The sequence below is a fragment of the Pseudomonas glycinis genome (assembly GCF_054871425.1).
The window spans coordinates 218,078-240,926 of record NZ_JBTYHF010000001.1; the positions used below are offsets into that span (position 1 = coordinate 218,078).

Below are 22,849 nucleotides of genomic sequence, written 5' to 3' on the forward strand. Positions count from 1 at the left end.
CTCAGTGACCTTCCTTGAGCGCGCCGTCCGCAGCGACCGTTAGCGCAAACAGCGCGCCGTGGCCGACCTCGACATTGAGCAGTTGATCGCGGGGCAAACTTCGGGCCTGCGCCAACAACAAACGCATCACGCCGCCGTGGCTGACCAGCAGAATCCGTTCACCGGCGTAAGCCGCATGCAACCGCGCAACTGCCGCCAAAACCCGTGCGGAAAACGCGCTGACCGGCTCCCCCTGCGGTGGCGTGAAGCCATAGGGATCAGCCCAGAACAGCCCCAGCGCTTCGGCATCCGTCTCCATCAATGCCGCCGCGCTCTGCCCTTCCCAAGCGCCGAAATGCAGTTCCTGCAGATCCTTGTCCAGATGCACGGACAGATTCAGTTGCTCGCCGAGTTCAGCTGCGAAGCGCGCGCAGCGCTGCAATGGCGAACTGACGATACGATCCCACGGCCCGCCGTCGACCACCGCTGCACGCATCTGCGTCCAGCCGTTTGCGGTCAGCGCATCGTCGAGGCTGCCGCGCAAGCCGCCGCCGAGTTCCGTTTCGCCATGGCGCAGCAGATCCAGGCGCAGGCTCATGCCGGGCGATCCGCCACGGCTGCTTCGGCGAACGTCGCCATTTGCCCGTGCAGGTCACAGGCCAGACGCAACAACGGCACTGCCAACGCCGCGCCACTGCCCTCGCCCAGGCGGAGGCCGAGCTCGAGCAGCGGCTCGGCGCTCAAGGTTTCCAGCACATGGCGATGGCCCGGCTCGGCACCGCGATGGCCGAACAACAGCCACTGGCGACAGGCGGGATTCAAGCGCACCGCGACCAGTGCCGCGACCGTGCAGATGAAGCCGTCGACCAGCACCGCGATGCCTTCCTGCGCGCAGGCCAGATAGGCACCAACCAACGCGGCAATCTCGAACCCGCCGAGATTGAACAGCGTCTGCAAGGCATCGCCACGCTGCGCGGCATGCAGCGCCAGCGCGCGTTCAATCACCTGTGCCTTGTGGCTGACGCCAGCGGCATTCAGCCCGGTGCCGGGACCGGTCAGGTGCGCCACCGGGCAATCGAGCAAGGCACAGGCCAGCGCACTGGCAGCCGTGGTATTGCCAATGCCCATCTCGCCGCCGATGTACAACTGGGTGCCGGCGGCTTTCGCGCGCAAGACGCTGTCGCGACCGGCCTGTAAAGCCGATTCGCCCTGCGCCTGAGTCATCGCTGCGCCCTGTGCGAAGTTCGCCGTTCCCGCGCCGATGTTCAGATGGCGCACGCCGGGCAGATTCAGCGCCGGATTCACCGTGCCCAGATCGAGCACTTCCAGTTGCGCACCGAGCTGACGCGCCAGCACGCTGATCGCCGCGCCGCCGCTGACAAAGTTGAGCAGCATCTGCCCGGTAACTTCCTGCGGATAAGCCGATACGCCTTCGGCTACCACGCCATGGTCGCCAGCGAAAATCGCGATCCAGACTTGCTCCAGCGTTGGCTTGAGCTGACCTTGCAGACCGGCCAGTTGCACGGCCACCGATTCAAGGCGCCCCAGCGAACCGGCCGGTTTGGTCAGTTGCTGCTGGCGCTCGGTCGCTTGCGCGATGATGTCCGGGTTCACGGTTTTGCACGGGTTCAGCCACCAGGTCGGGCTCATAACGCAGGTCCTTTCAAAGTCAGGGGCAGGCCGGCAACGGTCAGGACAACTCGCTGACAGCGCTCGGCCAGAGCTTGATGCAGCCAACCGGCTTCATCGACATAGCGGCGAGTCAATTCGCCCAGCGGCACGACACCCATTCCGGTCTCGTTGCTGACAAAAATGATTTCACCCGGCAACGACGCCAGGCAGTCGAGCAAGGCTTCACGCTCGGCGGTGAGACGTTTGGCGTCGTCGAGCATCAGCAGATTGGTCAGCCACAGGGTCAGGCAATCGACCAGCAGGCAGCGCTCGGCGCCGGCGGATTCGCGCAGTACGCGGGCCAGTTCCAGCGGTTCTTCGATCAACGCCCATTCAGCCGGGCGGCGTGCGCGGTGATGGGCGACGCGCTGGTTCATTTCGCCGTCCAGCGGTTGGCTGGTGGCGATGTAGGTGACCGCCAGATGGCTGTCGCTGGCGAGTTTTTCCGCCAGACGACTCTTGCCGGAGCGGGCGCCGCCGAGGATCAGTTGGAGCATGGGTTCATCCAAAAATGTGTGGTGAGACAACCGGCCCCTTCGCGAGCAGGCGAGCCTGCTCGCGAAGGGGCCAGCCCGGACAACTCAAATCCCGCAGAGCTGACGCAACAGCCCGGTATCCAGATGCTTCTCCACCAGATCCGCCAGCCGCTCGATGTCGCGTTCGCGCAAGCCGTGGTAATCAACCTCTTGCACATCACTCAAGCCCGCCCAGCGCAGCAACGCCGCGCTCGCCTCGGGGGATTCGAACAAGCCGTGCAGATAGGTGCCGTACACCTGGCCATCGGCACTCTGCGCACCATCGCAACGACCGTCGTCCAGATGCACCGCCGGACTTTCCAGCGCCGGCCCGGTGGTTACGCCAGCATGAATTTCGTAACCGCTGACTGCGGCGTTTTCCAACGCCAGCCGCCCGCGCACGTTGCGCAATTGCTTGTCGGCTTCGAGCTGCGTATCGAACGCCAGCAGCCCCAACCCCGCGCTGGAGCCGGCAGCGCCTTCCAGCCCGAGGGGGTCGTGCACCTGCTCGCCGAGCATCTGCAGACCGCCGCAAATCCCCAGCACCTTGCCGCCGTAGCGCAGATGCCGATTGATCGCCGCGTCCCAACCGTTGGCGCGCAGATAAGCCAGATCACTGCGCACGCTTTTCGAGCCCGGCAGGATGATCAGGTCGGCGGCGGGAATCGCCTGGCCCGGGCCGACAAATTGCAGATCCACCTGCGGATGCAGACGCAGCGGGTCGAAGTCGGTGTGATTGCTGATGCGCGGCAGAACCGGCACCACCACTTTCAACACCTGCTCGGCCTTGTCGGTCTGGCGTTGGTCGATGCCGTCCTCGGCCTCGAGGTGCAGGTCCATCACGTAGGGCAACACGCCGACCACCGGTTTGCCGGTGCGTTGTTCCAGCCAGTCGAGGCCCGGTTGCAACAAGGCGATATCGCCGCGAAAGCGGTTGATGATGAAGCCTTTGACCCGCGCCTGTTCACTCGGCGAAAGCAATTCCAGGGTACCGACCAGATGCGCAAACACGCCGCCGCGATTGATGTCGGCGATCAGCAGCACCGGGCAATCCACCGCTTCGGCAAAGCCCATGTTGGCAATGTCGCCGGCGCGCAGATTGATCTCCGCCGGCGAACCGGCGCCTTCGACCATTACCAGCGGATACGCAGCGCTGAGTCGCTCGTGCGAGGCGAGCACCGCTTGCATCGCGATGGCCTTGTAATCGTGATAGGCGACGGCGTTCATCGTCGTCACCGCGCGGCCATGAATGATCACCTGGGCGCCGGTGTCGCTGTTGGGCTTGAGCAGCACCGGGTTCATGTCGGTGTGGGGTTCGAGAAAGGCCGCTTGCGCCTGCACTGCCTGCGCGCGGCCGATCTCGCCGCCGTCAGCGGTGACTGCGCTGTTGAGCGCCATGTTCTGCGGTTTGAACGGCACCACCGCCACGCCCTGGCGAGTGGCCCAGCGGCACAACGCGGTCACCAATGTGCTTTTGCCGGCATCGGACGTGGTGCCTTGCACCATCAGAGTGGTCATGGATGGTCCTTGGTGAAAGCTTGCAAAGCCTGTTCGAGGCGCAACTCTTGCGCGGCATCGGCCGGCAGGCCGAAACGCACACTGCTGTTGTGGCTGAACAGGCGCAGGAGGATGCCGCGCCGGGCGAGGAATTCGTGCAGCGCTTCGGCGTGCTCGGTGATCAGCCACTGAAACAGCGCGCAGCCGCCCTGCGGTGCAAAACCGCAACGGGTCAGCAACGCCGCCAGCCGTTCGCTCGCTTCATCGCTGCGAATCCGCTGACGGGTATGGCCCTCGGTGTCTTGCAGGCACGCCGTACCGAGCACACGCGTCGGCCCGCTCACCGCCCACGGCCCGACCTGTTCGGCGAGCAGTTTGAGCAACTTGCGCTCGCCCAGAACGAAACCGAGGCGCACCCCGGCCAGACCGAAAAACTTGCCGAACGAACGCAACACCACCAGCCCGACCTGATGCGCATAAGGCGCCAGGCTCAGTTGCGGCGTGTTGTCCATGAACGCTTCGTCGACCACCAGCCAGCCGCCGCGTTGCGCCAGCCGCGCATGCCAGTCGAGCAGGCGTGCCGGGGTCAGGCTGAGGCCGGTCGGATTATTCGGATTGACCACCACCAGCACATCAAGACTGTCGAGAAAGAATTCGACTTCCTGCTCGAGCACTTCACGGACAATGTAACCGCTGCGCCGCCACGCTTCGGCATGCTCGGCATAGCACGGCGACAACACGCCGACCTTGCCGGCCCGGCGCAGACGCGGCAGCAACTGGATGGCCATTTGCGAGCCGGCGACCGGTAGCACCTGCGCGGCGCCGTAATAATCGCAGGCGGCCTGTTCCAGACCGTCATCGGTTTCCGGCAAGCGCGCCCAGGCGCGTAGCGGGATTTCCGGGATCGGGAACGGCCATGGCGCGAGGCCGCTGGACAGGTCAAGCCAGTCGGCCTCGGCAATCCCGTGATCGAGTGCAGCCTTGCGCAACCGGCCACCGTGCTCAAGCATAAAATTCCGCCCCCAGGCAAAGCATCAGCAGCCATAACCATACGCCGCGCTGGACCAATTGCCAGCCACGGTCAATGGAATCGGCATCGGCCGGCGCACCTTCGCCCAGTTGCGGGCGCTCATGCAGTTCGCCGTGATAGATCGCCGGGCCACCCAACTCGACGCCCAGCGCACCGGCACCGGCCGCCATCACCGGGCCGGCGTTGGGGCTGTCCCACTGCGGCGCCTGGGTGCGCCAGCATTTGAGCGCGAGGCGGGTTTTGCCGAGCAGCGCATAGGTCAATGCCACCAGACGCGCAGGAATGTAGTTCAACACGTCGTCGATTTTCGCCGCCGCCCAGCCGAAACGCTCGAAGCGTTCGTTGCGATAACCCCACATCGCATCGAGGGTATTGCTCAAGCGATACAGGACCACGCCCGGAGCGCCGGCGACGACAAACCAGAACAGCGCAGCGAACACTGCATCGCTGCCGTTCTCCAGCACCGACTCGGTGGCGGCACGGGCCACGGCGTTGCTGTCCAGTTCATCGGTCTGGCGGCTGACCAGATAACCGACACGCTTGCGCGCCTCGTCCAGATCATCGGCGCGCAACGCCGCCGCAACCGGCGCAATATGTTCGCCGAGGCTGCGCATGCCGAGGGCGCAATACAACGCGAGAATCTCGACAATCCAGCCGACATAAGGCGCCCAGGAAAATGCCGTGGCGAGCAAGGTCAGCGGCAGTACCGCGATAACCCACGCGGTCACGCCATGGCTGCGCCAGCCACGGCCGCCGGCGTTGAAGCGTTGCTCAATGCGCCCGGCAAAATTGCCGAACGCCACCAGCGGATGCCAGCGTTTCGGTTCACCGAGCAGCGCATCCAGCGCTACCGCAGCGACACTCAGCAACGCCACACTCATTGACTCACTCCCCAATAATTTTCGTACAGCAGCTCGTTGAGCGGCCGCGCCTGCGCCCAGCCTTCAAGTACCAGCATCGGCGCCGGATAGAATTCCCTGACCGGGCCCAGACACAACACCGCCAGCGGCTTGGCACCGACCGGCAACTTGAGCAAATCCGCCAAGGCTTGCGGTTCGAACAGCGAGACCCAGCCCATGCCCAGGCCTTCAGCGCGGGAGGCCAGCCACAGATTCTGGATCGCGCAGGACAGCGAAGCCATGTCCATTTCCGGCAACGTGCGCCGACCGAAAATGTGTTTTTCGCGATCGTCCATCAGCGCCGCGACCAGCACCTCAGCGCAGTCGTTGATGCCTTCGACCTTGAGCTGCATGAACTCATCGCTGCGCTCGCCAAGGGCTTCGGCGGTGCGGATGCGCTCTTCTTCCACCAGATCGCGGATCTGCCCGCGCAGAGCGCGATCGCTGATGCGGATGAAGCGCCACGGCTGCATAAGGCCAACGCTCGGCGCTTGATGAGCGGCCTCGAGCAGACGGCGCAGCAGCTGCGGCTCGACGCTGCCGCCGGTGAAGTGGCGCATGTCGCGGCGTTCGGCGATGGCCTTGTAGACCGCTGCGCGTTCGGCTTCGGAGAATGTGTTGTCGGTCATGGCCCCATCGCTGGCAAGCCAGCTCCCACAGTGGGCGGTGCAATACCTGACGAAACGCAATCCCCTGTGGGAGCTGGCTTGCCAGCGATGGCGGTCTCAAGGCCGGGCGCAAACAGCGCAGCGACAGCCACAGGATTCGACGGGAAATAAAAGTGCACATAGGAAGCCGTCATCCGCCCCTCGCGATAAACCGCCTCAGCGCCGCGCCCGCCATTGGGACTCAGCCCACGGGCAATCGGCGTCAGCTCGGTGGTGGTCAGCGAATGGTGATAGGTATGCCCCCGCAAGGAACCTTCCGGCAGCTCAACCGCCTGCAACGCCAACGCCGCGAGACGCTTCTGCATCACCGCCTCGCCCTTGAGCAAACCGACCAGCTCAGCACGGGTGCCTTCCACGTCGGTCAGCGAATCCAGTAGATAAAGCATGCCGCCACATTCGGCGAGCAACGGCTTGCCCGCCGCATGGTGCGCGCGGATCGCCGCCAGCATTGAGGCGTTTTGCGCCAGCGCGACGTGATGCAGTTCCGGATAACCGCCCGGCAGATACAGGCTGTCCGCCTCGGGCAATCGGGTGTCGCGAATCGGCGAGAAAAACTGCAGTTCGGCGCCCATCGCCCGCAGCAGATCGAGACTGGCGCCATAGGTGAAGGCAAAGGCTTCATCGCGGGCAACGGCGATGCGCACACCTTTTAATAGAGGCTCTGCGGCGATGAGGTCAGGCGCGGCGAATTCAACGGCGGGGGGCAGCGCAACTTGGCAACTGCTGGCCAGCGCATCGGCAGCCGCGTCGAGACGCAGATCCAGATCATTCAATTCGCTGGCCTGGACCAGACCGAGGTGGCGGCTCGGCAATTCGATGCCGGTCTCGCGGGACAGCGCACCGTACCAGCGCAAACCTTCGGTGAGGCTGCCTTCGAGCAATTGCGCATGGCGCAAGGTGCCGACGCGGTTGGCCAGCACGCCAGCGAATGGCAAGTCCGGCTGATACTTCGCCAGGCCCAGCGCCAAGGCGCCAAAGGTCTGCGCCATGGCGGTGCCGTCGATCACGCCGAGCACCGGCACACCGAAGTGGCGCGCCAGATCAGCGCTGGATGGCGTGCCGTCGAACAGGCCCATCACGCCCTCGATCAGAATCAGGTCGGCTTCGGCGGCGGCTTCCCACAACAGGCGGCGACTTTCCTGCTCGCCGACCATCCACATGTCCAGTTGATACACCGGCGCACCGCTGGCGCGCTCGAGGATCATCGGGTCGAGAAAGTCCGGCCCGCATTTGAATACGCGCACCTTGCGCCCCTGATTGCGATGCAAACGGGCGAGTGCAGCGGTGACGGTGGTCTTGCCCTGACCGGAGGCCGGCGCGGCGATCAACACCGCCGGGCAGTGACGTGGTTGCTTCAAAGTTCGACGCCTTTCTGCGCTTTGATCCCGGCCTGGAAGGCGTGCTTGAGCATGCCCATCTCGGTGACCGTGTCGCCCATCTCGATCAATTCCGGCTTGGCGCCGCGACCGGTGACCACCACGTGTTGCATCGGCGGACGCGCCTGCAAATCGCTGAGCACCTGATCGAGATCGAGGTAGCCGTGCTTGAGGGCGATGTTCAATTCATCGAGCACCACCAGACCGATCGAAGGGTCGCGCAACAATTCGCGCGAGACTTCCCAAGCGGCGGTCGCCGCAGCGATGTCGCGCTGACGATCCTGGGTTTCCCAAGTGAAGCCTTCGCCCATGACGTGGAAACGCACCTGCTCGGGAAAGCGGCGGAAAAACAATTCTTCGCCAGTGCTGTTGCGGCCCTTGATGAACTGCACCACGCCGCACTGCATGCCGTGGCCCATCGCGCGGGCGAGCATGCCGAACGCCGAGCTGCTCTTGCCTTTGCCGTTGCCGGTCAGCACCAGCACCAGGCCACATTCGTCGGGCGAGTTGGCAATGCGTTCGTCGATCACGGCTTTCTTGCGCTGCATGCGCGCCAGATGGCGTTCGTCACGCTCGGGGGAATCAGTCATGGGGGAGCTCTCCGTTGAGGCTGGATAACGGCGGGCAGGCACAAGAATAGACGGCAAAAAGCCTGGCATCGCCCACCGTGATGCCGCTGAGATGGATCAGGCCGGTCTCCGGGCTCATGAGCGGCGTTTCGCCAGACTGCGCGCCTTCCCGCTTCTTTCGAGGCAGTGGCTCAAGGCGCAGTTTTCACTCATTTACCGTTGCGGGGGCAGCGCCGGGATCGTCGTGGCTTCGCTTGAAGACCACACTCACCGGCTTCCCTGTTTCACTCTGTCGACGCGGGGCCACAGAGCACCTGAAACAAGCGGCGAAGGTTAGAGGGTTGGGGGTGGAGCGTCAATTGAAGAGGCGCTTTGCGCGCGAATAACTGCCGCTGATCAAATGTGCAGCGGCAATCTTGTGCCAGACTGTGACAAGTGATATCAAAGAGCCATGCTTTTTCCAAAAAAGCCCACTACAACAATAAGGATGACGACGATGCAAGGCATGATCATCAGCAACCCGCGCCTGGAATTCCTGCGCCCGGTGCTGGAACGCTGGTTTGACTGTATCGATCGCTACAACACCGCTCGCGGCGACAACGACACGCCGTACTGGCACGACGAAAAAGCCAATCTGGGCCTGCTCGCAGCAGCCGCGTGGATGGCGGAAATGGTCACGCTGAACGACACGGCCACGCGCAAACAGAACGAAGAAGGCGAACGCAATGCCCGCGCCGACCTGCTGATTGCCGGCGCCGAAGACCGCGCGTTCATTCAAGCCACGCAACGCTGGCCACGGGTCAACAACCTCAACCTGACCCAGGCCCTGCTCGACATCACCGCTGACGCCAAGCGCATCAGCTACGCCAGCGATCTCAAGCTCGGCTGCCTCTTCGTCGCCCCGCAAAAGGTCCAGCACAGCGCCAGCCCCGAGGAACTGCAGGACATGGTCGACGACCTGCAAAAGGAACACACCTGCGCAGTGGCCTGGTATTTCCCCTACGCCTATCGCAAATTGCACAGCGACGCTGGCAACTATCATCCGGGCATCGCCGTGCTGTTCAAGGAAGCCCGCGGTTGAGCAGTTGAACCATCGGGCCTGCGCCCTCCTCTATGTTTAGGAATGCATTCATAGGGAAGATCAGCAATGCGCAAGGCCCCACTCGCTCTCATCATCGCCGTCGCTGGCGGGCTCGCTGCCTGCGGTGAAACCTCCAGCCTGCAAGTCTCCGACGGCACCGGCCCGTCGCCGAAACTGCCCGAACCGAACAAGACGCTGATCCCGACAGTCAACATCGCCCCGGCGGTGGGCTGGCCGGACGGTGCGAAACCGACCGCTGCGGCCGGCACCCAGGTCGCAGCGTTTGCCGAAGGCCTCGATCACCCGCGCTGGCTCTATGTGCTGCCCAACGGCGATGTGCTGGTGGCGGAAACCAACGCGCCGCCCAAGCCCGATGACAGCAAAGGCATTCGTGGCTGGGTGATGAAGAAAGTCATGGGCAAGGCCGGCGCCGGCGTGCCCAGCCCGAACCGCATCACCCTGCTGCGTGACGCCGACCACGATGGCGTCGCGGAAACTCGCACGGTGTTCCTGCAGAACCTCAACTCGCCGTTTGGCATGACGCTCGTCGGCAATGATTTGTACGTTGCCGACACCGACCGCCTGCTGCGCTTCAACTACGAGCCGGGCGCCACCGAGATCAAGACCCAACCGATCAAAGTCGTCGACTTGCCCGGCGGCACGCTGAATCACCACTGGACCAAGAACGTCATCGCCAGCAAGGACGGCAACAAGCTCTACGTCACCGTCGGCTCGAACAGTAACGTCGGCGAAAACGGTCTGGATCAGGAAGAAGGCCGCGCGGCGATCTGGGAAGTCGATCGCGCGACCGGCAATCACCGGATCTTCGCCTCGGGCATCCGCAACCCCAACGGCCTCGCCTGGGAACCTACCAGCGGCGCATTGTGGACAGCGGTCAACGAGCGTGACGAAATCGGCAGCGATCTGGTGCCGGACTACATCACCTCGGTCAAGGACGGCGGCTTCTATGGCTGGCCGTTCAGCTACTACGGGCAACACGTCGATGTGCGGGTCAAACCGCAGAATCCTGATCTGGTGGCCAAGGCCATCGCGCCGGATTACGCTGTCGGCCCACACACCGCATCCTTGGGTCTGACTTTCGCCGAGGGCAACAGCCTGCCGGCGCAATTCAAGGAAGGCGCGTTCATTGGCCAGCACGGCTCGTGGAACCGCAAACCGCACAGCGGCTACAAGGTGATTTTCGTGCCGTTCACTGGCGGCAAACCGACCGGGCAACCGGTAGATGTGCTGACCGGTTTCCTCGACAAGGACGAGAACGCGCTGGGCCGCCCAGTGGGCGTGGTCATCGATCAGCAAGGTGGCTTGCTGGTGGCGGATGATGTCGGGAATAAGGTGTGGCGCGTGTCGGCCAGCAAATAAGCTAAGCGCAACGCAAAAAAAATGGGAGCGAGCCTGCTCGCGAGAGCGGTGTATCAGTCAAATCATTGTCGACTGACACTCCGCCTTCGCGAGCAGGCTCGCTCCCACAATTAGTTATGCATACGCGCTAGGGGTTATGCGCCAACTGCCCCGGCTGCAACACCCGCTTGGCGCTCAGATACGCCTTCTGCCAATACGCTTTCGACAGACTGTCGAGCTTGACCGTGCCGCCAGTGGCCGGTGCATGCACGAAGCGCCCCTCACCGACGTAAATCCCCGCATGACTGACCTGCGAGCCGCCATTGGTGGCGAAGAAAATCAGGTCGCCGGTCTGCAAGCCTTCCTTGCCGACATTCGGCGCCTGCATGACGATCATTTCGCGGGTCGAGCGTGGCAGCGAAATTCCCGCCGCGTCGCGGTAGACGAAACCGATCAGACCACTGCAATCGAAACCGGAATCTGGCGTGTTGCCGCCCCAGCGATACGGCGTGCCGACCAGGCCGAGGGCGCGGAACAGCACGTCTTCAGCAACGGGGGAAAAAGCCTGGGAAGGAGCGAACACGATCGGCGCGCGAACCACGGGGGCTGGCGGCGGTGTGCGGCTGGCGCAGGCGCTGAGCAGCGCGGCGCAAAGGATCAAGGTGAGGCGGGCCGACATCGTCATAAGCAGAACATCCTGATCTGGCTGCGGCTTTCTCTGCCGAATGGACAGAAACAAAACCGCCTGCGTCATCACGCAGGCGGTTTGCCATCAATATAGATTCAGGATTCTAGCGGCTACGCGGCAAACTTCAAGTAAGACTTTAACTTCACCTTGTAAAGTTTAGGTCTACTCCATTGCCGTGCCGTTTTGTCGCCGCGAACGCAGCGACATGCAGTTTACTTGCGAGCGGTGACCACGGTCGGCGCCATGGCGAGTGCGCGCTTGGCTTCGATGAAAGTCTTGCTCCAGTAGCTGTCACCCAGGCTGTCGATGCGAACACCGCCGCTGCGACGACTGCTGGAGTGGATGAACTGATTGTCACCCAGGTAGATCCCGGCGTGACTGACACGACCGCGACGACCATTGGTGGCGAAGAACAGCAGATCACCCGGCTCAAGGTTGCTGCGCGAAACCAGCGGCGCATCAACGTTGATCATTTCGCGAGTGGAGCGTGGCAGGTTCATGCCCGCCTCTTCGCGGAACAGGTAACCGATGAAACCGCTGCAATCGAAGCCGGCTTCAGAGGTACCGCCGAAACGGTAACGGGTACCGATCAGGGACATGCCGCGTTCGAGGATGCTGTCAGCCAGAACAGGAAGCTGATAAGGCTTGCTGCCGTTGAACTGATTGAGTTCTTTTTCAGTGTCCAGCTCTTCCTGGTAAATAACGGAAGACTGGGCAGTAGCAGAATTCTTGACCTGTTGCGGCGGCTCTTGAACCGGAGAATGAGCAGCACAACCGAATAACAGGGTAACGAGTGCGAGAGGCACGAGGGGTGCGAAGCGCTTTAGCATGGGCACGACCGTGGCTGATAGTTGTAAAGAAGCCGAGACTATGCCCGCTATCGTCCTCATTTGCAAATTCAATCGAACTTTATGTGACTTCCCGGTTTCGCGTTTACATCTAAGCGCGTAACTCGTCTGGCCGGGGAATCGGCGCAGGGACGCGGGTTTTCTGGCGCCTGAAAGCTGGCAAAAGCCCACTACTACCAGCCCAGAGTTTCCTTGAGGAAGGGAATGGTCAGCTTGCGTTGCGCTTGCAGGGACGCCTGATCAAGCTGCTCGAGGAGATCGAACAGCGCGCTCATGCTCCGCGTGCCGCGAGTGAGAATAAAGTGCCCAACCTCATCGGTCAGGTGCAGACCGCGACGGGATGCGCGCAATTGCAACGCACGCAGTTTGTCTTCATCGGAGAGCGGGCGCATCTGGAAGATCAGCGCCAGGGTCAGACGGGATTTCAGGTCAGCCAGCTTCACAGGCAGTTCGCGCGGTGAAGTGGACGCGGCGATCAGCAGGCGCCGACCGCTGTCACGCAGACGATTGAACAGATGAAACATCGCCTCTTCCCAGTCCGCCTTGCCGGCAATCACCTGCAAGTCATCCAGGCAGACCAGTTCGTACTGTTCAAGGTTGTCGAGGATTTCCACGCCGCGGTCCATCAACTCGGCCAGCGGCAGATACACCGCCGGTTCGCCCATCTGCTCGAAGCGCAGGCACGCGGCCTGCAACAGATGCGTGCGCCCGACGCCGTGCTTGCCCCACAGGTAGATCAGGCTCTCCGTCCACCCGGCGTCGGCTTCGCAGAGACGCTCGACATAGCCGAGTGCAGCGGCATTGGCGCCTGGGTAGTAGTTGATGAAGGTGGCGTCGTCACGCAGACGCACACCTAGGGGCAGCTGAATCGGTTTCATGCTGACTGAACAGTTCTCAAAGGAACCGTTAGTGGCCTCTGTGTAAAGTTGGCGAAGTTTATACCCGTGAGGCTGAGCGCACAATGCGACAGACCCCAAGCAAAATCAAAGGTTTGCGTTGACGCAGCGGTTTGATGGCAGATTCTCTGGCGCCCTCGCTCGAACGAAACGGGGCAGCCCGGCCAAGCGCCGGGCCGCCCGCGCCATCACAGCTCAGGTTCGTCAACGCCGCTGTAGATCCCGGAATCCTTATACAAGTCGTGGACATGACGCACCAGCACCATGATCACCGCCGCCACCGGCAACGCCAGCAGAACGCCGGTGAAACCGAACAGCTCGCCGCCAGCAAGGATCGCGAAGATCACCGCCACCGGGTGCAGGCCGATGCGGTCCCCGACCAGTAGAGGCGTCAGCACCATGCCTTCCAGTGCCTGACCGACCATGAACACCGCGACAATCCCGACCATCGGGTACAGATCGCCACCGAACTGGAACAACCCGGCGATCAATGCCGCGCCGATGCCGATGACAAAACCCATGTACGGCACGATCGCCGCGAGACCGGCAATCAGGCCGATCAACAGCCCCAGCTCCAGACCGACGATCATCAGGCCAGCCGCGTAGATCACCCCCAACGCAACCATCACCAGCAACTGCCCGCGCACAAACGCGCCGAGCACTTCGTGGCACTCACCCGCCAGCGCAACCACGCGCTCTTCGCGATCACGGGGCAGCAGGCTGCGGATCTTGCCCATCATCACGTCCCAGTCGCGCAACAGATAGAAGCTCACCACCGGAATCAGCACCAGGTTTGCCAGCCAGCCGATCAGCGCCAGGCTCGAGGCCGTCGCCTGACTCAGCACCACGCCGACGATGTCGGTGGTCTGGCCCATGTGCTCGCTGATCGCAGCTTTGACCTTATCGAATTTCCAGAAGCCGTCCGACAGCCCCAGTTTCGCTTGCGCCCACGGCACAGCGGTGTGCTGCAACCAGTCGAGCATCTGCGGCGCCAGCTCGTACAGACGCAGCAACTGCTTGGCGAGCATTGGTACCAGCACCAGCAGCAACGCGGTGACGATCAAGGTGAACAAGGCAAACACGGCAATCACGCCCCAGGTTCGCGACAGCCCGAGCCGCTCCAGACGATCCACCAGCGGATCGAACAGATAAGCCAGTAACAACGCGACCAGAAACGGCGTGAGGATCGGGTGCAGCAACCATACAAACGCGCAAAGCAGGACTACCCCACCGAGCCAGAACCAACGCCGCGTATCGGCCATTTACCACTCCTGATGCTTCTATATAAGGAAAGACTTACCAGCGAAACCGCAACGACGGTGCCGCCGCTGCCGGGGTTGGCGCTGCCACCGCAGGCGTACCATCCGCCGCTGGCTGGGCAGGCGCCACCGGGGCCGGCGCTTCGGCCGGCAGTTCCTGCAACTTCGCCAGCGACAATTGCGCGCGCAATTGATCGACGCTGCCATTGACCCGGTAGACGATCCGATCGCCCTGCACGCTTTGCAGACGCACGCCGAACGGTTCGAGTAACCGCAGCAGCGCCGCATAATGCTCCAGATTCATACCCTGCACTTCCAGGGTCTGCTGACCCGACGCGCCGGGCTTGGCGACAAATCGCGGCGCCAGACGCTCGGCTACCGCCAGCATCACCGCATCGGCAACAGCTGCCTGATCGGCGCCCTGAACGCTGCCTGCTTCTTTCTGATCACCGAGCCACAAGCGCCATTTTGCCTGCCACTGCCCGCCCTCTTCGCGCGCGTGCACCGCCAGCAAGGCGTCAGCGTTGTAGCGTTCCGAAGCACTGCGCAGGGGCGCGGGATCAGCGCTTTCCAGCGCCGGTGCGGTGGCAACCAATTGCTCACTGAGATCAGCCAGTGGCAAACGCAGGGGCAAACCGCGATGTTGTGCGGCCGTGCGCAACGTTGCGGCTGCGGCCTGACCATCACCGACCAGGCTCGCACCTTCAGTTGAATCGTTCAGCCACCAGCCGAGGATCGACGGTCGACTGGCGCCCCACACCGGCAACCCGGCCCGGCGCAAGGCCTGCTCGGTGGTTGCCGGATCGAAATCGACTTTCAGCACTTCCGGTGGCCCGGCGTCGAAACCGAACTGGCTGATGATCTGCTGCGGATCCTTGCGAATCGGTGCCAGCCCCGGGTTCTGCGCGGCTTTCGGGTCGCCGGTCAGGCGCAGCACCAGGGTATCGAGCGCCGCCTGCGTGGCGCGATCGCGCTCTTCCGGCGCCTGGCCGTTGACCGGTTGACGCACCTGATACAGGCCTTTGAGGTTTTCGGCATGGCTCGCCAGGCTGACCAGCGTCAGGCAGCCTACAAACAATAATTTACAAAAACGCATGGAAAATTCCCGTCGACAGGAGCGGCTGGAACACGCCGCGTGAACCGTTTGAGCAAGGCTGTGACCCCCTCCCCTGGCAAAACATTCACACGGTGGCGGTAAGTTTTTGCACAGTCCTAACGATAGACGGTTAATCGCCACACCTTATACAGGCAGTCATACCCTGCGATTGCAAAAAATTTCCGCCGATATGGCCCTGCCCGTCGGTGCGAGGATGGCCGCTGCCCCTCAAGCCTGATAAAATCGCGCGCCTTCGCAGACCGGCAACAGCCGGGCCCCTCGAAACTCGCGTGAGGCGATCGCCCATCGAGTTCGATGTTCCCGCTGAACTCGGTCGTTACCCCCTGAATCCCCTCCCCTAAAGGCCTGGATCATGAGCAAGCAACCCTCCCTGAGCTACAAGGACGCCGGTGTAGACATCGACGCCGGTGAAGCATTGGTCGAACGCATCAAGAGCGTCGCCAAGCGCACTGCGCGCCCGGAAGTCATGGGCGGCCTGGGCGGTTTCGGCGCCCTCTGCGAAATCCCGGCCGGCTACAAGCAGCCAGTGCTGGTGTCCGGCACCGACGGCGTCGGCACCAAGCTGCGCCTGGCGCTGAACCTGAACAAGCACGACAGCATCGGCATCGACCTGGTCGCCATGTGCGTCAACGATCTGGTGGTGTGCGGCGCCGAGCCGCTGTTCTTCCTCGACTACTACGCCACCGGCAAACTGAATGTCGACACCGCTGCCCAAGTGGTTACCGGCATCGGCGCTGGCTGCGAACTGTCGGGTTGCTCGCTGGTTGGCGGCGAAACCGCTGAAATGCCAGGCATGTACGAAGGCGAAGACTATGACCTGGCCGGTTTCTGCGTCGGCGTCGTGGAAAAGTCGGAAATCATCGACGGCTCGAAAGTCGCCACCGGTGACGCCCTGATCGCCCTGCCATCGTCCGGCCCGCACTCCAACGGCTATTCGCTGATCCGCAAGATCATCGAAGTCTCCGGCGCCGATATCGAAAACATTCAGCTCGACGGCAAACCGCTGACCGACCTGCTGATGGCCCCGACCCGCATCTACGTCAAGCCACTGCTCAAGCTTATCAAGGACACTGGCGCTGTGAAGGCCATGGCCCACATCACCGGTGGCGGCCTGCTCGACAACATCCCACGCGTATTGCCAAAAGGCGCGCAAGCAGTGGTTGACGTGGCCAGCTGGACTCGCCCGGCCGTGTTCGACTGGCTGCAAGAGAAAGGCAACGTTGATGAAACCGAGATGCACCGCGTATTGAACTGCGGCGTCGGCATGGTCATCTGTGTAGCTCAGGAGCACGTTGAAGTTGCCCTGAACACCCTGCGTGACGCTGGCGAGCAGCCTTGGGTCATCGGTCAGATCGCCGTGGCCGCCGAGGGCGCTGCGCAGGTCGAGCTGAAGAACCTCAAGGCTCACTGATGCCAAAGTCCTGTGATGTCGTGGTGCTGTTGTCCGGCACCGGCAGTAACTTGCAGGCTCTGATCGACAGCACGCGGACCGGCGACAGCCCGGTCCGCATCGCTGCGGTGATTTCCAACCGCGCCGACGCCTACGGCCTGCAACGCGCCCGCGACGCGGGTATCGCCACCCGCTCGCTGGATCACAAAGCATTCGATGGCCGCGAGGCCTTCGATGCCGCGTTGATCGAACTGATCGACCAATTCAACCCCAAACTCGTGGTACTGGCCGGCTTCATGCGCATTCTCAGCGCTGATTTCGTGCGCCACTACCAGGGTCGCCTGCTCAACATCCACCCGTCGCTGCTGCCCAAATACAAAGGGTTACACACTCATCAGCGCGCGCTGGAGGCCGGCGACACGGAACATGGCTGCTCCGTGCACTTCGTCACCGAGGAACTCGATGGCGGACCACTGGTCGTACAAGCAGTATTACCGGTAGAGTTGCACGACACGCCGCAGAGTCTGGCGCAACGAGTCCACGCTCAGGAACACCTGATCTACCCGATGGCAGTACGCTGGTTTGCCGAAGGCAGGCTGACACTCGGTGACCAGGGTGCTTTACTCGACGGCCAGTTACTCGCCGCCAGCGGCCACTTGATTCGACACTAGGAGATATTATGCGTCGCGCCCTGCTCTTCGCTTGCGCTCTGCTCGCCCTGCCCTTCGCGCAGGCAGCGGACCTTCAACCGTTCTCCGCCAGCTACACCGCCGACTGGAAGCAGCTGCCCATGAGCGGCACCGCCGAACGCAGCCTGACCAAGGAAGCCGACGGCGTCTGGAAGCTCAGCTTCAAGGCCTCGATGATGATCGCCAGCCTGACTGAAGAAAGCACCCTGAAGCTGGACAAGGACACGCTGCTGCCGCAGTCCTACCACTTTGAACGTGGTGGTCTGGGCAAAGCGAAAAAAGCTGATCTGGACTTCGACTGGGCCAATAAACTGGTGACCGGCACCGACCGTGGCGACGCGGTGAAAATCCCGCTGAACCGTGGCATGGTCGACAAGTCGACCTACCAACTGGCGCTGCAGCACGACGTTGCCGCCGGCAAGAAAAGCATGAGCTATCAGGTGGTTGATGATGGCGAAGTCGATACCTACGACTTCCGCGTGCTGGGTTCGGAAAAGGTCGACACCAAGGCCGGGCAGATCGACGCGATCAAGGTCGAACGCGTGCGCGATCCGACACAAAGCAAGCGCATCACCGTGCTGTGGTTCGCCAAGGACTGGGATTACCTGCTGGTGCGTCTGCAACAGGTCGAGACTGACGGCAAGGAGTACAACATCATGCTCCAGGACGGTACGGTCAACGGTAAGACTGTCAAAGGCAGCTGATCGACCGCAACAACAAAGAGCCCCGCGAATGCGGGGCTTTTGTTTATCTGTTCGATGATACTGCGCGGCGGCCCTACCCCTCACCCCAGCCCTCTCCCAAGGGAGAGGGAGCCGACCGAGGTGTCTGCCGCTAACCATCGAGCTGAGAAACCGAGTCGAATATGGATTCCAAAGCATCGCAGGATTAGTCCCCTCTCCCTCCGGGAGAGGGTTAGGGTGAGGGGCTTTTGAAGGTCAAACTCACACCGAAAACCGCGCCACCATCCCGTTCAGATCCACCGCCAACTTCGACAATTCCTGACTGGCCGCACTGGTCTGATTGGCCCCTGCCGATGTCTGCATTGCCAGATCACGAATATTCATCAGATTGCGATCCACCTCGCGCGCCACCGCTGCCTGCTCTTCCGAGGCACTGGCGATGACCAGGTTGCGCTCATTGATCAAGGTAAACGCCGAGGCGATTTCCTCCAGGGCCGAGCCTGCGCTCTTCGCCAGCTCGAGGGTCGAGCGCGCCCTTGAGTTGCTCTGCTGCATCGAACTAACCGCCGAATCGGTGCCCTGCTGGATCCCGCCGATCATCTGCTCGATTTCCTGGGTCGACTGCTGGGTGCGATGCGCCAGCGCGCGCACTTCATCCGCCACCACTGCAAAGCCACGCCCGGCATCGCCGGCGCGCGCGGCTTCGATCGCGGCGTTGAGGGCGAGCAGATTGGTCTGTTCGGCGATCGAGCGAATCACGTCCAGCACTTTGCTGATGCCATGAACCTTTTGCGCCAGCGCCTCGACCTGCGCGGCATTGTTGGTGACGTCGCCGGCGAGAAACTCGATCGACGTCACCGTCTGCTGCACTTGCTCGCGCCCTTGCCGGGCGATGCGGTCGGATTCGCGGGAAGCTTCGGACGTGGCCACGGCGTTGTTCGCCACCTCTTCCACCGCTGCTGTCATCTGGTTGACCGCAGTGGCGGCCTGTTCGATTTCCTGACTTTGCTGATGCAAGCCGCGAGTGGCATCTTCGGTGACGCTGCTGAGTTCTTCGGCGGCCGAGGCCAACTGGGTCGACGACTCGGAAATGCGCCGGATCGTGTCGCGCAGATTGTGCTGCATGCTTTTCAGCGCTTGCAGCAGGCGCGCCGGCTCGTCTTTGCCAACGATGTGAATGTCGCCGGTCAAATCCCCACCGGCCACCACTTCGGCGACGCTGAGCGATTGCGACAACGGCACGACAATGCTGCGCGTCAGCAGCAACGCCAGGCCGACGGTAATCAGCGCAGCCATGGCGATCATTACTGCGACCCACACCCGCGATTGTTTGAAGACCAAGCGCGCTGCCTCAGTGGCGAGACCGGCATTTTGCTTGTTCAACTCGACCAGATCGCGCAGAGTCAAAGCAATCTCATCGGCCAGCGGACTCATCTGATCATTGAGAATCGCCGAAGCGTCTGCCACCCGATTCTGCGCTGACAGCTGCAGGACTTGCGCCTGCAGTTCCAGGTATTTGTGCTCGGCAACCTTGAAGCGATCAAACAGCGCGCGCTCTTCCGGCAAAACGATCAACGCGTCATAACGCTGCTGCGCTTCGCTCAAGCCACTGCGCAGCTCGTCGAGCTTGGCGACATTCTGCTCCAGTGCCTTGGGGTCACGGTTGAGCAACAGGCGCATGGTCAGTGCGCGCAGGCGCAGCATGTCCTGACTCATCTCACCGACCGCCATCACGCTTGGCAGCCAGTTGTTGTCGACTTCATCGGACTGCGCACGCATGTTCGACATTTGCAGCAAGGCGAACGCCCCGAGGGCGAACACCATCAGGGCCAGCAGGCCGAAACCGAGACCGGCGCGCGGGGCAATATTGAGACTACGGATATTCATCACTCTGGCTCCTTCCAAAAGCGCTGCATCAGCCTGCAGCGGGTTGCTTTAGAAGGTATCGGCATTGCCCTGAAATTGCGTAAGACGAAAAAGCGATAGGCAGACGAGTGGCTAGTCCGAACTCATGGCTTTGACGTTTCAGCGCGGACCGGCGGGTTTACAGTGTTGCGCGGCAATATCGCCAGGAAGTTATCCCGCGCGACTTTGCGCGCCACCGCCTCCGGCAGCGCATCGAGAAACGGCTTGTAGCTGTGCATTTCCTGACCGAGCTTGTTGAACCGTCCTACCACGTCAGAGCCGAGCATGAAGCGCTCGGGATACTTTTCCACCAACGCCAGCCATTCGGCGCGCGGCTTGCCCTGCTCGTCCAGCAAGTACGGCGTGAGCATGCTCCACGACAGGTCGATAAACAGATTCGGATAAGCCTCGAGCATGCGCGTCAGGGTTGGCAGGAGAAACGGCAACTGGGTCTGATGCCGATGGATCTCGGCGCTGGTGCCGGCATGCGCCCAGATGAATCGCGTGTGCGGATGATTGCGCAGCGGCTCTTCGACCTCCTTCAGGTACAGCGGATTTTTCTCACGCTTGGAAGTGATGTTGGAATGCAGCATCACCGGCAGATCATTTTCCGCGGCGAGGTGATAGATCTTGGTCATCGCCTCGTTGTTGGCCCGGGGTGTGTCGCCGGAGGTCAGCGCGGTCAGGTCATCGTGCCGGGTGAACACTTCGCCAATGCCCTGCCAAAGTCCCGGGTACAGGTCGAGCATGCGCTGAATGTGCGCGGCGGAATTCTTGTCATTGGGATTGAAGCCGGACAGGAATGGATGAAAGTACTGGCGCTGCTCCGGCGCCAGTTTCTGCACCGCATCGGCAATGATCACATCGGTGGCGCTGTACCAATAGGCATCGGCGTCATCGCCGGCGTAATAACGCGGGCGCTTGGGTTCGTCTTCATGCCATTTCTTCGCCACGGGAATACCGGAAATCATGACGTGCTCGATGGAATTGTCCTTCATGGCCGTGAGCAGTTTCTGCATGCCGGCGCTTTCCTGGAAAAAATCCACGTAATGCAGGTGCGCATCGCTGTAGGTGTATTCGCGGGCACTGGCGCTGCCAGCAAACAGCAGCAGACAGGCAAGACTCAGACGAGACAAGGACACAAGTAATCTCCGGCAGATGGGCATAGCCTAGACCGCGCCCGAACGACAAGGGTTCATCCCTGCCGAAAAGCGGAACGCCCACTGCCGGGAATGCTCTATAACTGCAAGGTCTGCTTTGATCGAACGATTTTTCCTGCCGCCTGTGAGGTTTCCATGACTGTTACCGTCAATACCGTCTCTGCCGAAGGTTTTCGTCACACCGTCCAGATCGACGACCACGAATTGTTTGCCGATGTACCGAAAACCGCCGGAGGTGAAGGCACCGCGCCAGAGCCACACGATTACTTCGACGCTGCGCTGGGCGCCTGCAAAGCGCTGACCGTGAAGATGTATGCGAAGAAAAAAGACATCCCGCTGACCGGCGTGGGAGTCGAGGTAAAGCGCGAAAACAGTCAGGAGCAGAAAGGCAAATACGCCCTGCATGTCACCCTTACGCTCAAAGGCGTACTCACCGACGCCCAGCGCGAGGAGCTGCTGCGCGTGGCCGATCGCTGCCCGATTCACAAATTGATGACCACCAGCGAAGTCAGCATCGAAACGCACGCACCACAAGGCTTCGACAGCCAATAATCCTCCTGATGCCAGCGGCGGGTTATGCTTCTGGCATCACCCGCTCAGCCTGGAATGCACCATGGACACGCCACTCCTGATCATCCGCCCGCGCGCCGAAGACGTCGAAGGCCAGCCGATTCTGCGCCCGCTGCCGTCAGCCAAATGCCGCAACGTCGGGCCTTTCGTGTTTTTCGACCACATGCTCGAAACGATTTATCCGACGGGCAAAGGTATGGACATCCGACAGCATCCGCACATTGGCCTGTCGACACTTACCTATCTGTTCGAAGGGCAATTGCAGCACAAGGACAGTCTGGGCTCCGATCAAGTGGTCGGCGCCGGCGATGTCAGCTGGATGACCGCTGGCAGCGCCATCGCCCACGTCGAGCGCACGCCTGCGCCACTGCTCGCCGAGACCTTCACCCTGCACGGCCTGCAAGTCTGGCTGGCCTCGCCCAAGGCGCACGAACAGGGCCCGGGGCATTACAGCCATCACCCGGCAGCGACGTTGCCGCTCAGCGATAACCTTGGCGTGCAGATTCGCATGATTGCCGGGTCAGGCTTTTGCCTGGAATCGCCGGTGCCGGTGCTTTCTCCTACGTTGTATGCGGAAGTGAAGATGCAGACCGCGACCACATTGCTGATTCCGACCGAGCATGAAGAACGCGCGGTGTATGTGTTGAGCGGTGATGCGCAGTTGAATGGCGAGGCGATCGAGCCGCATGCGCTGGTGGTGTTGCCAGCCGGCGAAGAGATGAGCCTGTTTGCCGAAAGCGATGTGCACGCAGTGGTGTTCGGCGGCGCAGCGCTGGACGGTCCGAGGCGGATCAACTGGAATTTTGTTGCAAGCGATCCGGCGGCGATTGATGAGGCACGGCGCAAGTGGGCGGCCAAGGATTGGCCGACGGTGCCGGGGGAAGTCGAGCGGATAGAACTACCGCGCTAGGCCGCTTACCCTCACCCCAGCCCTCTCCCAGAGGGAGAGGGCTGGGGTGAGGTGTCTTGCGTTATACATCGACCTGAAAAATCTCGGCGA

At 62.1% G+C, this 22,849-nt stretch carries 23 protein-coding genes, 1 pseudogene and 1 riboswitch; of the genes and pseudogenes, 7 read left to right on the top strand and 17 right to left on the bottom strand.

The features are described from left to right. Position 1: 1 nt before the first annotated feature. From cobC to cobO, 9 genes are all read right to left on the bottom strand, one after another. Positions 2-577 carry an alpha-ribazole phosphatase family protein gene (gene cobC, locus ACYSTU_RS00980; RefSeq protein ID WP_264364770.1) on the bottom strand — a complete coding sequence of 192 codons (576 nt, stop codon included), beginning with the start codon at positions 575-577 and terminating at the stop codon, positions 2-4. After that, a complete protein-coding gene (cobT, locus tag ACYSTU_RS00985; RefSeq protein WP_498995154.1) occupies positions 574-1,629 on the bottom strand; it encodes a nicotinate-nucleotide--dimethylbenzimidazole phosphoribosyltransferase in 1,056 nt (351 codons plus the stop codon). The genes cobC and cobT overlap by 4 nt, the downstream gene beginning before the upstream one ends. Next, complete coding sequence (gene cobU, locus ACYSTU_RS00990) at positions 1,626-2,147, bottom strand: bifunctional adenosylcobinamide kinase/adenosylcobinamide-phosphate guanylyltransferase (protein WP_122747459.1); 522 nt, start codon at positions 2,145-2,147, stop codon at positions 1,626-1,628. The genes cobT and cobU overlap by 4 nt, the downstream gene beginning before the upstream one ends. Before the next feature lie 84 nt (positions 2,148-2,231). Continuing rightward, the gene (locus tag ACYSTU_RS00995; protein WP_498995159.1) at positions 2,232-3,683 is read right to left on the bottom strand and encodes a cobyric acid synthase; all 1,452 of its coding nucleotides are present in this window, start codon (positions 3,681-3,683) and stop codon (positions 2,232-2,234) included. Then, positions 3,680-4,672 (bottom strand): threonine-phosphate decarboxylase CobD, encoded by a 993-nt coding sequence (gene cobD / locus ACYSTU_RS01000; RefSeq protein ID WP_498995164.1) that lies wholly within the window; start codon positions 4,670-4,672, stop codon positions 3,680-3,682. The genes ACYSTU_RS00995 and cobD overlap by 4 nt, the downstream gene beginning before the upstream one ends. Next, a complete protein-coding gene (gene cbiB, locus ACYSTU_RS01005; RefSeq protein ID WP_498995169.1) occupies positions 4,665-5,573 on the bottom strand; it encodes an adenosylcobinamide-phosphate synthase CbiB in 909 nt (302 codons plus the stop codon). Before cbiB ends, cobD begins: the two co-directional genes overlap by 8 nt. After that, the gene (gene bluB / locus ACYSTU_RS01010) at positions 5,570-6,220 is read right to left on the bottom strand and encodes a 5,6-dimethylbenzimidazole synthase (RefSeq protein ID WP_125926989.1); all 651 of its coding nucleotides are present in this window, start codon (positions 6,218-6,220) and stop codon (positions 5,570-5,572) included. The genes cbiB and bluB overlap by 4 nt, the downstream gene beginning before the upstream one ends. Continuing rightward, positions 6,217-7,617 carry a cobyrinic acid a,c-diamide synthase CobB gene (locus tag ACYSTU_RS01015; protein WP_498995174.1) on the bottom strand — a complete coding sequence of 467 codons (1,401 nt, stop codon included), beginning with the start codon at positions 7,615-7,617 and terminating at the stop codon, positions 6,217-6,219. Before ACYSTU_RS01015 ends, bluB begins: the two co-directional genes overlap by 4 nt. After that, positions 7,614-8,225 carry a cob(I)yrinic acid a,c-diamide adenosyltransferase gene (gene cobO / locus ACYSTU_RS01020; protein WP_498995177.1) on the bottom strand — a complete coding sequence of 204 codons (612 nt, stop codon included), beginning with the start codon at positions 8,223-8,225 and terminating at the stop codon, positions 7,614-7,616. The genes ACYSTU_RS01015 and cobO overlap by 4 nt, the downstream gene beginning before the upstream one ends. Positions 8,226-8,307: 82 nt before the next feature. Then, positions 8,308-8,537: riboswitch (cobalamin riboswitch) on the bottom strand. Positions 8,538-8,700: 163 nt separating this feature from the next. On the opposite strand from cobO, the gene ACYSTU_RS01025 reads away from it, so the two are divergent. Next, positions 8,701-9,285 carry a hypothetical protein gene (locus ACYSTU_RS01025; RefSeq protein WP_125926991.1) on the top strand — a complete coding sequence of 195 codons (585 nt, stop codon included), beginning with the start codon at positions 8,701-8,703 and terminating at the stop codon, positions 9,283-9,285. A gap of 66 nt (positions 9,286-9,351) precedes the next feature. After that, entirely contained in the window at positions 9,352-10,665 is a 1,314-nt protein-coding gene (locus ACYSTU_RS01030) for a PQQ-dependent sugar dehydrogenase (protein WP_498995182.1), read from the top strand. Positions 10,666-10,792: 127 nt separating this feature from the next. Here ACYSTU_RS01030 and ACYSTU_RS01035 read toward each other — a convergent pair whose 3' ends face one another. From ACYSTU_RS01035 to ACYSTU_RS01055, 5 genes are all read right to left on the bottom strand, one after another. Next, complete coding sequence (locus tag ACYSTU_RS01035) at positions 10,793-11,329, bottom strand: C40 family peptidase (RefSeq protein ID WP_041479547.1); 537 nt, start codon at positions 11,327-11,329, stop codon at positions 10,793-10,795. Positions 11,330-11,544: 215 nt separating this feature from the next. Beyond that, positions 11,545-12,162, bottom strand: a complete 618-nt coding sequence (locus ACYSTU_RS01040) for a C40 family peptidase (protein WP_016773699.1) — start codon at positions 12,160-12,162, stop codon at positions 11,545-11,547. Positions 12,163-12,353: 191 nt separating this feature from the next. Next, complete coding sequence (gene hda, locus ACYSTU_RS01045) at positions 12,354-13,058, bottom strand: DnaA regulatory inactivator Hda (RefSeq protein ID WP_007919828.1); 705 nt, start codon at positions 13,056-13,058, stop codon at positions 12,354-12,356. A 206-nt stretch (positions 13,059-13,264) separates the two neighbouring features. Next, positions 13,265-14,338: an AI-2E family transporter gene (locus tag ACYSTU_RS01050; protein WP_016773697.1), complete on the bottom strand. Its 1,074-nt coding sequence runs from the start codon at positions 14,336-14,338 to the stop codon at positions 13,265-13,267. Between the two features lie 34 nt (positions 14,339-14,372). Next, positions 14,373-15,431 (bottom strand): DUF2066 domain-containing protein, encoded by a 1,059-nt coding sequence (locus ACYSTU_RS01055; RefSeq protein WP_016773696.1) that lies wholly within the window; start codon positions 15,429-15,431, stop codon positions 14,373-14,375. A gap of 373 nt (positions 15,432-15,804) precedes the next feature. Here ACYSTU_RS01055 and purM point away from each other — a divergent pair, with 373 nt between their 5' ends. The 3 genes from purM to ACYSTU_RS01070 are packed head-to-tail and all read left to right on the top strand — an operon-like array spanning position 15,805 to position 18,235. Beyond that, positions 15,805-16,863: a phosphoribosylformylglycinamidine cyclo-ligase gene (gene purM, locus ACYSTU_RS01060; RefSeq protein ID WP_128613558.1), complete on the top strand. Its 1,059-nt coding sequence runs from the start codon at positions 15,805-15,807 to the stop codon at positions 16,861-16,863. Next, positions 16,863-17,513 (top strand): phosphoribosylglycinamide formyltransferase, encoded by a 651-nt coding sequence (gene purN, locus ACYSTU_RS01065; protein ID WP_400503351.1) that lies wholly within the window; start codon positions 16,863-16,865, stop codon positions 17,511-17,513. Before purM ends, purN begins: the two co-directional genes overlap by 1 nt. Before the next feature lie 8 nt (positions 17,514-17,521). Further along, complete coding sequence (locus ACYSTU_RS01070; protein ID WP_056783915.1) at positions 17,522-18,235, top strand: DUF3108 domain-containing protein; 714 nt, start codon at positions 17,522-17,524, stop codon at positions 18,233-18,235. A 240-nt stretch (positions 18,236-18,475) separates the two neighbouring features. Here the strand turns inward: ACYSTU_RS01070 and ACYSTU_RS01075 are convergent, their stop codons facing one another. From ACYSTU_RS01075 to ACYSTU_RS01085, 3 genes and pseudogenes are all read right to left on the bottom strand, one after another. Next, complete coding sequence (locus ACYSTU_RS01075; protein WP_371699267.1) at positions 18,476-19,339, bottom strand: methyl-accepting chemotaxis protein; 864 nt, start codon at positions 19,337-19,339, stop codon at positions 18,476-18,478. After that, positions 19,331-20,101, bottom strand: a pseudogene (locus ACYSTU_RS01080) (MCP four helix bundle domain-containing protein); the annotation flags it as partial. The pseudogene ACYSTU_RS01080 and the gene ACYSTU_RS01075, both read right to left, overlap by 9 nt. Positions 20,102-20,223: 122 nt before the next feature. Continuing rightward, positions 20,224-21,285: an amidohydrolase family protein gene (locus tag ACYSTU_RS01085; protein WP_422492687.1), complete on the bottom strand. Its 1,062-nt coding sequence runs from the start codon at positions 21,283-21,285 to the stop codon at positions 20,224-20,226. A gap of 129 nt (positions 21,286-21,414) precedes the next feature. On the opposite strand from ACYSTU_RS01085, the gene ACYSTU_RS01090 reads away from it, so the two are divergent. Next, entirely contained in the window at positions 21,415-21,831 is a 417-nt protein-coding gene (locus ACYSTU_RS01090; protein WP_498995190.1) for an OsmC family protein, read from the top strand. A 61-nt stretch (positions 21,832-21,892) separates the two neighbouring features. Further along, positions 21,893-22,759 carry a pirin family protein gene (locus ACYSTU_RS01095; protein WP_136492225.1) on the top strand — a complete coding sequence of 289 codons (867 nt, stop codon included), beginning with the start codon at positions 21,893-21,895 and terminating at the stop codon, positions 22,757-22,759. Positions 22,760-22,849 lie beyond the last annotated feature (90 nt).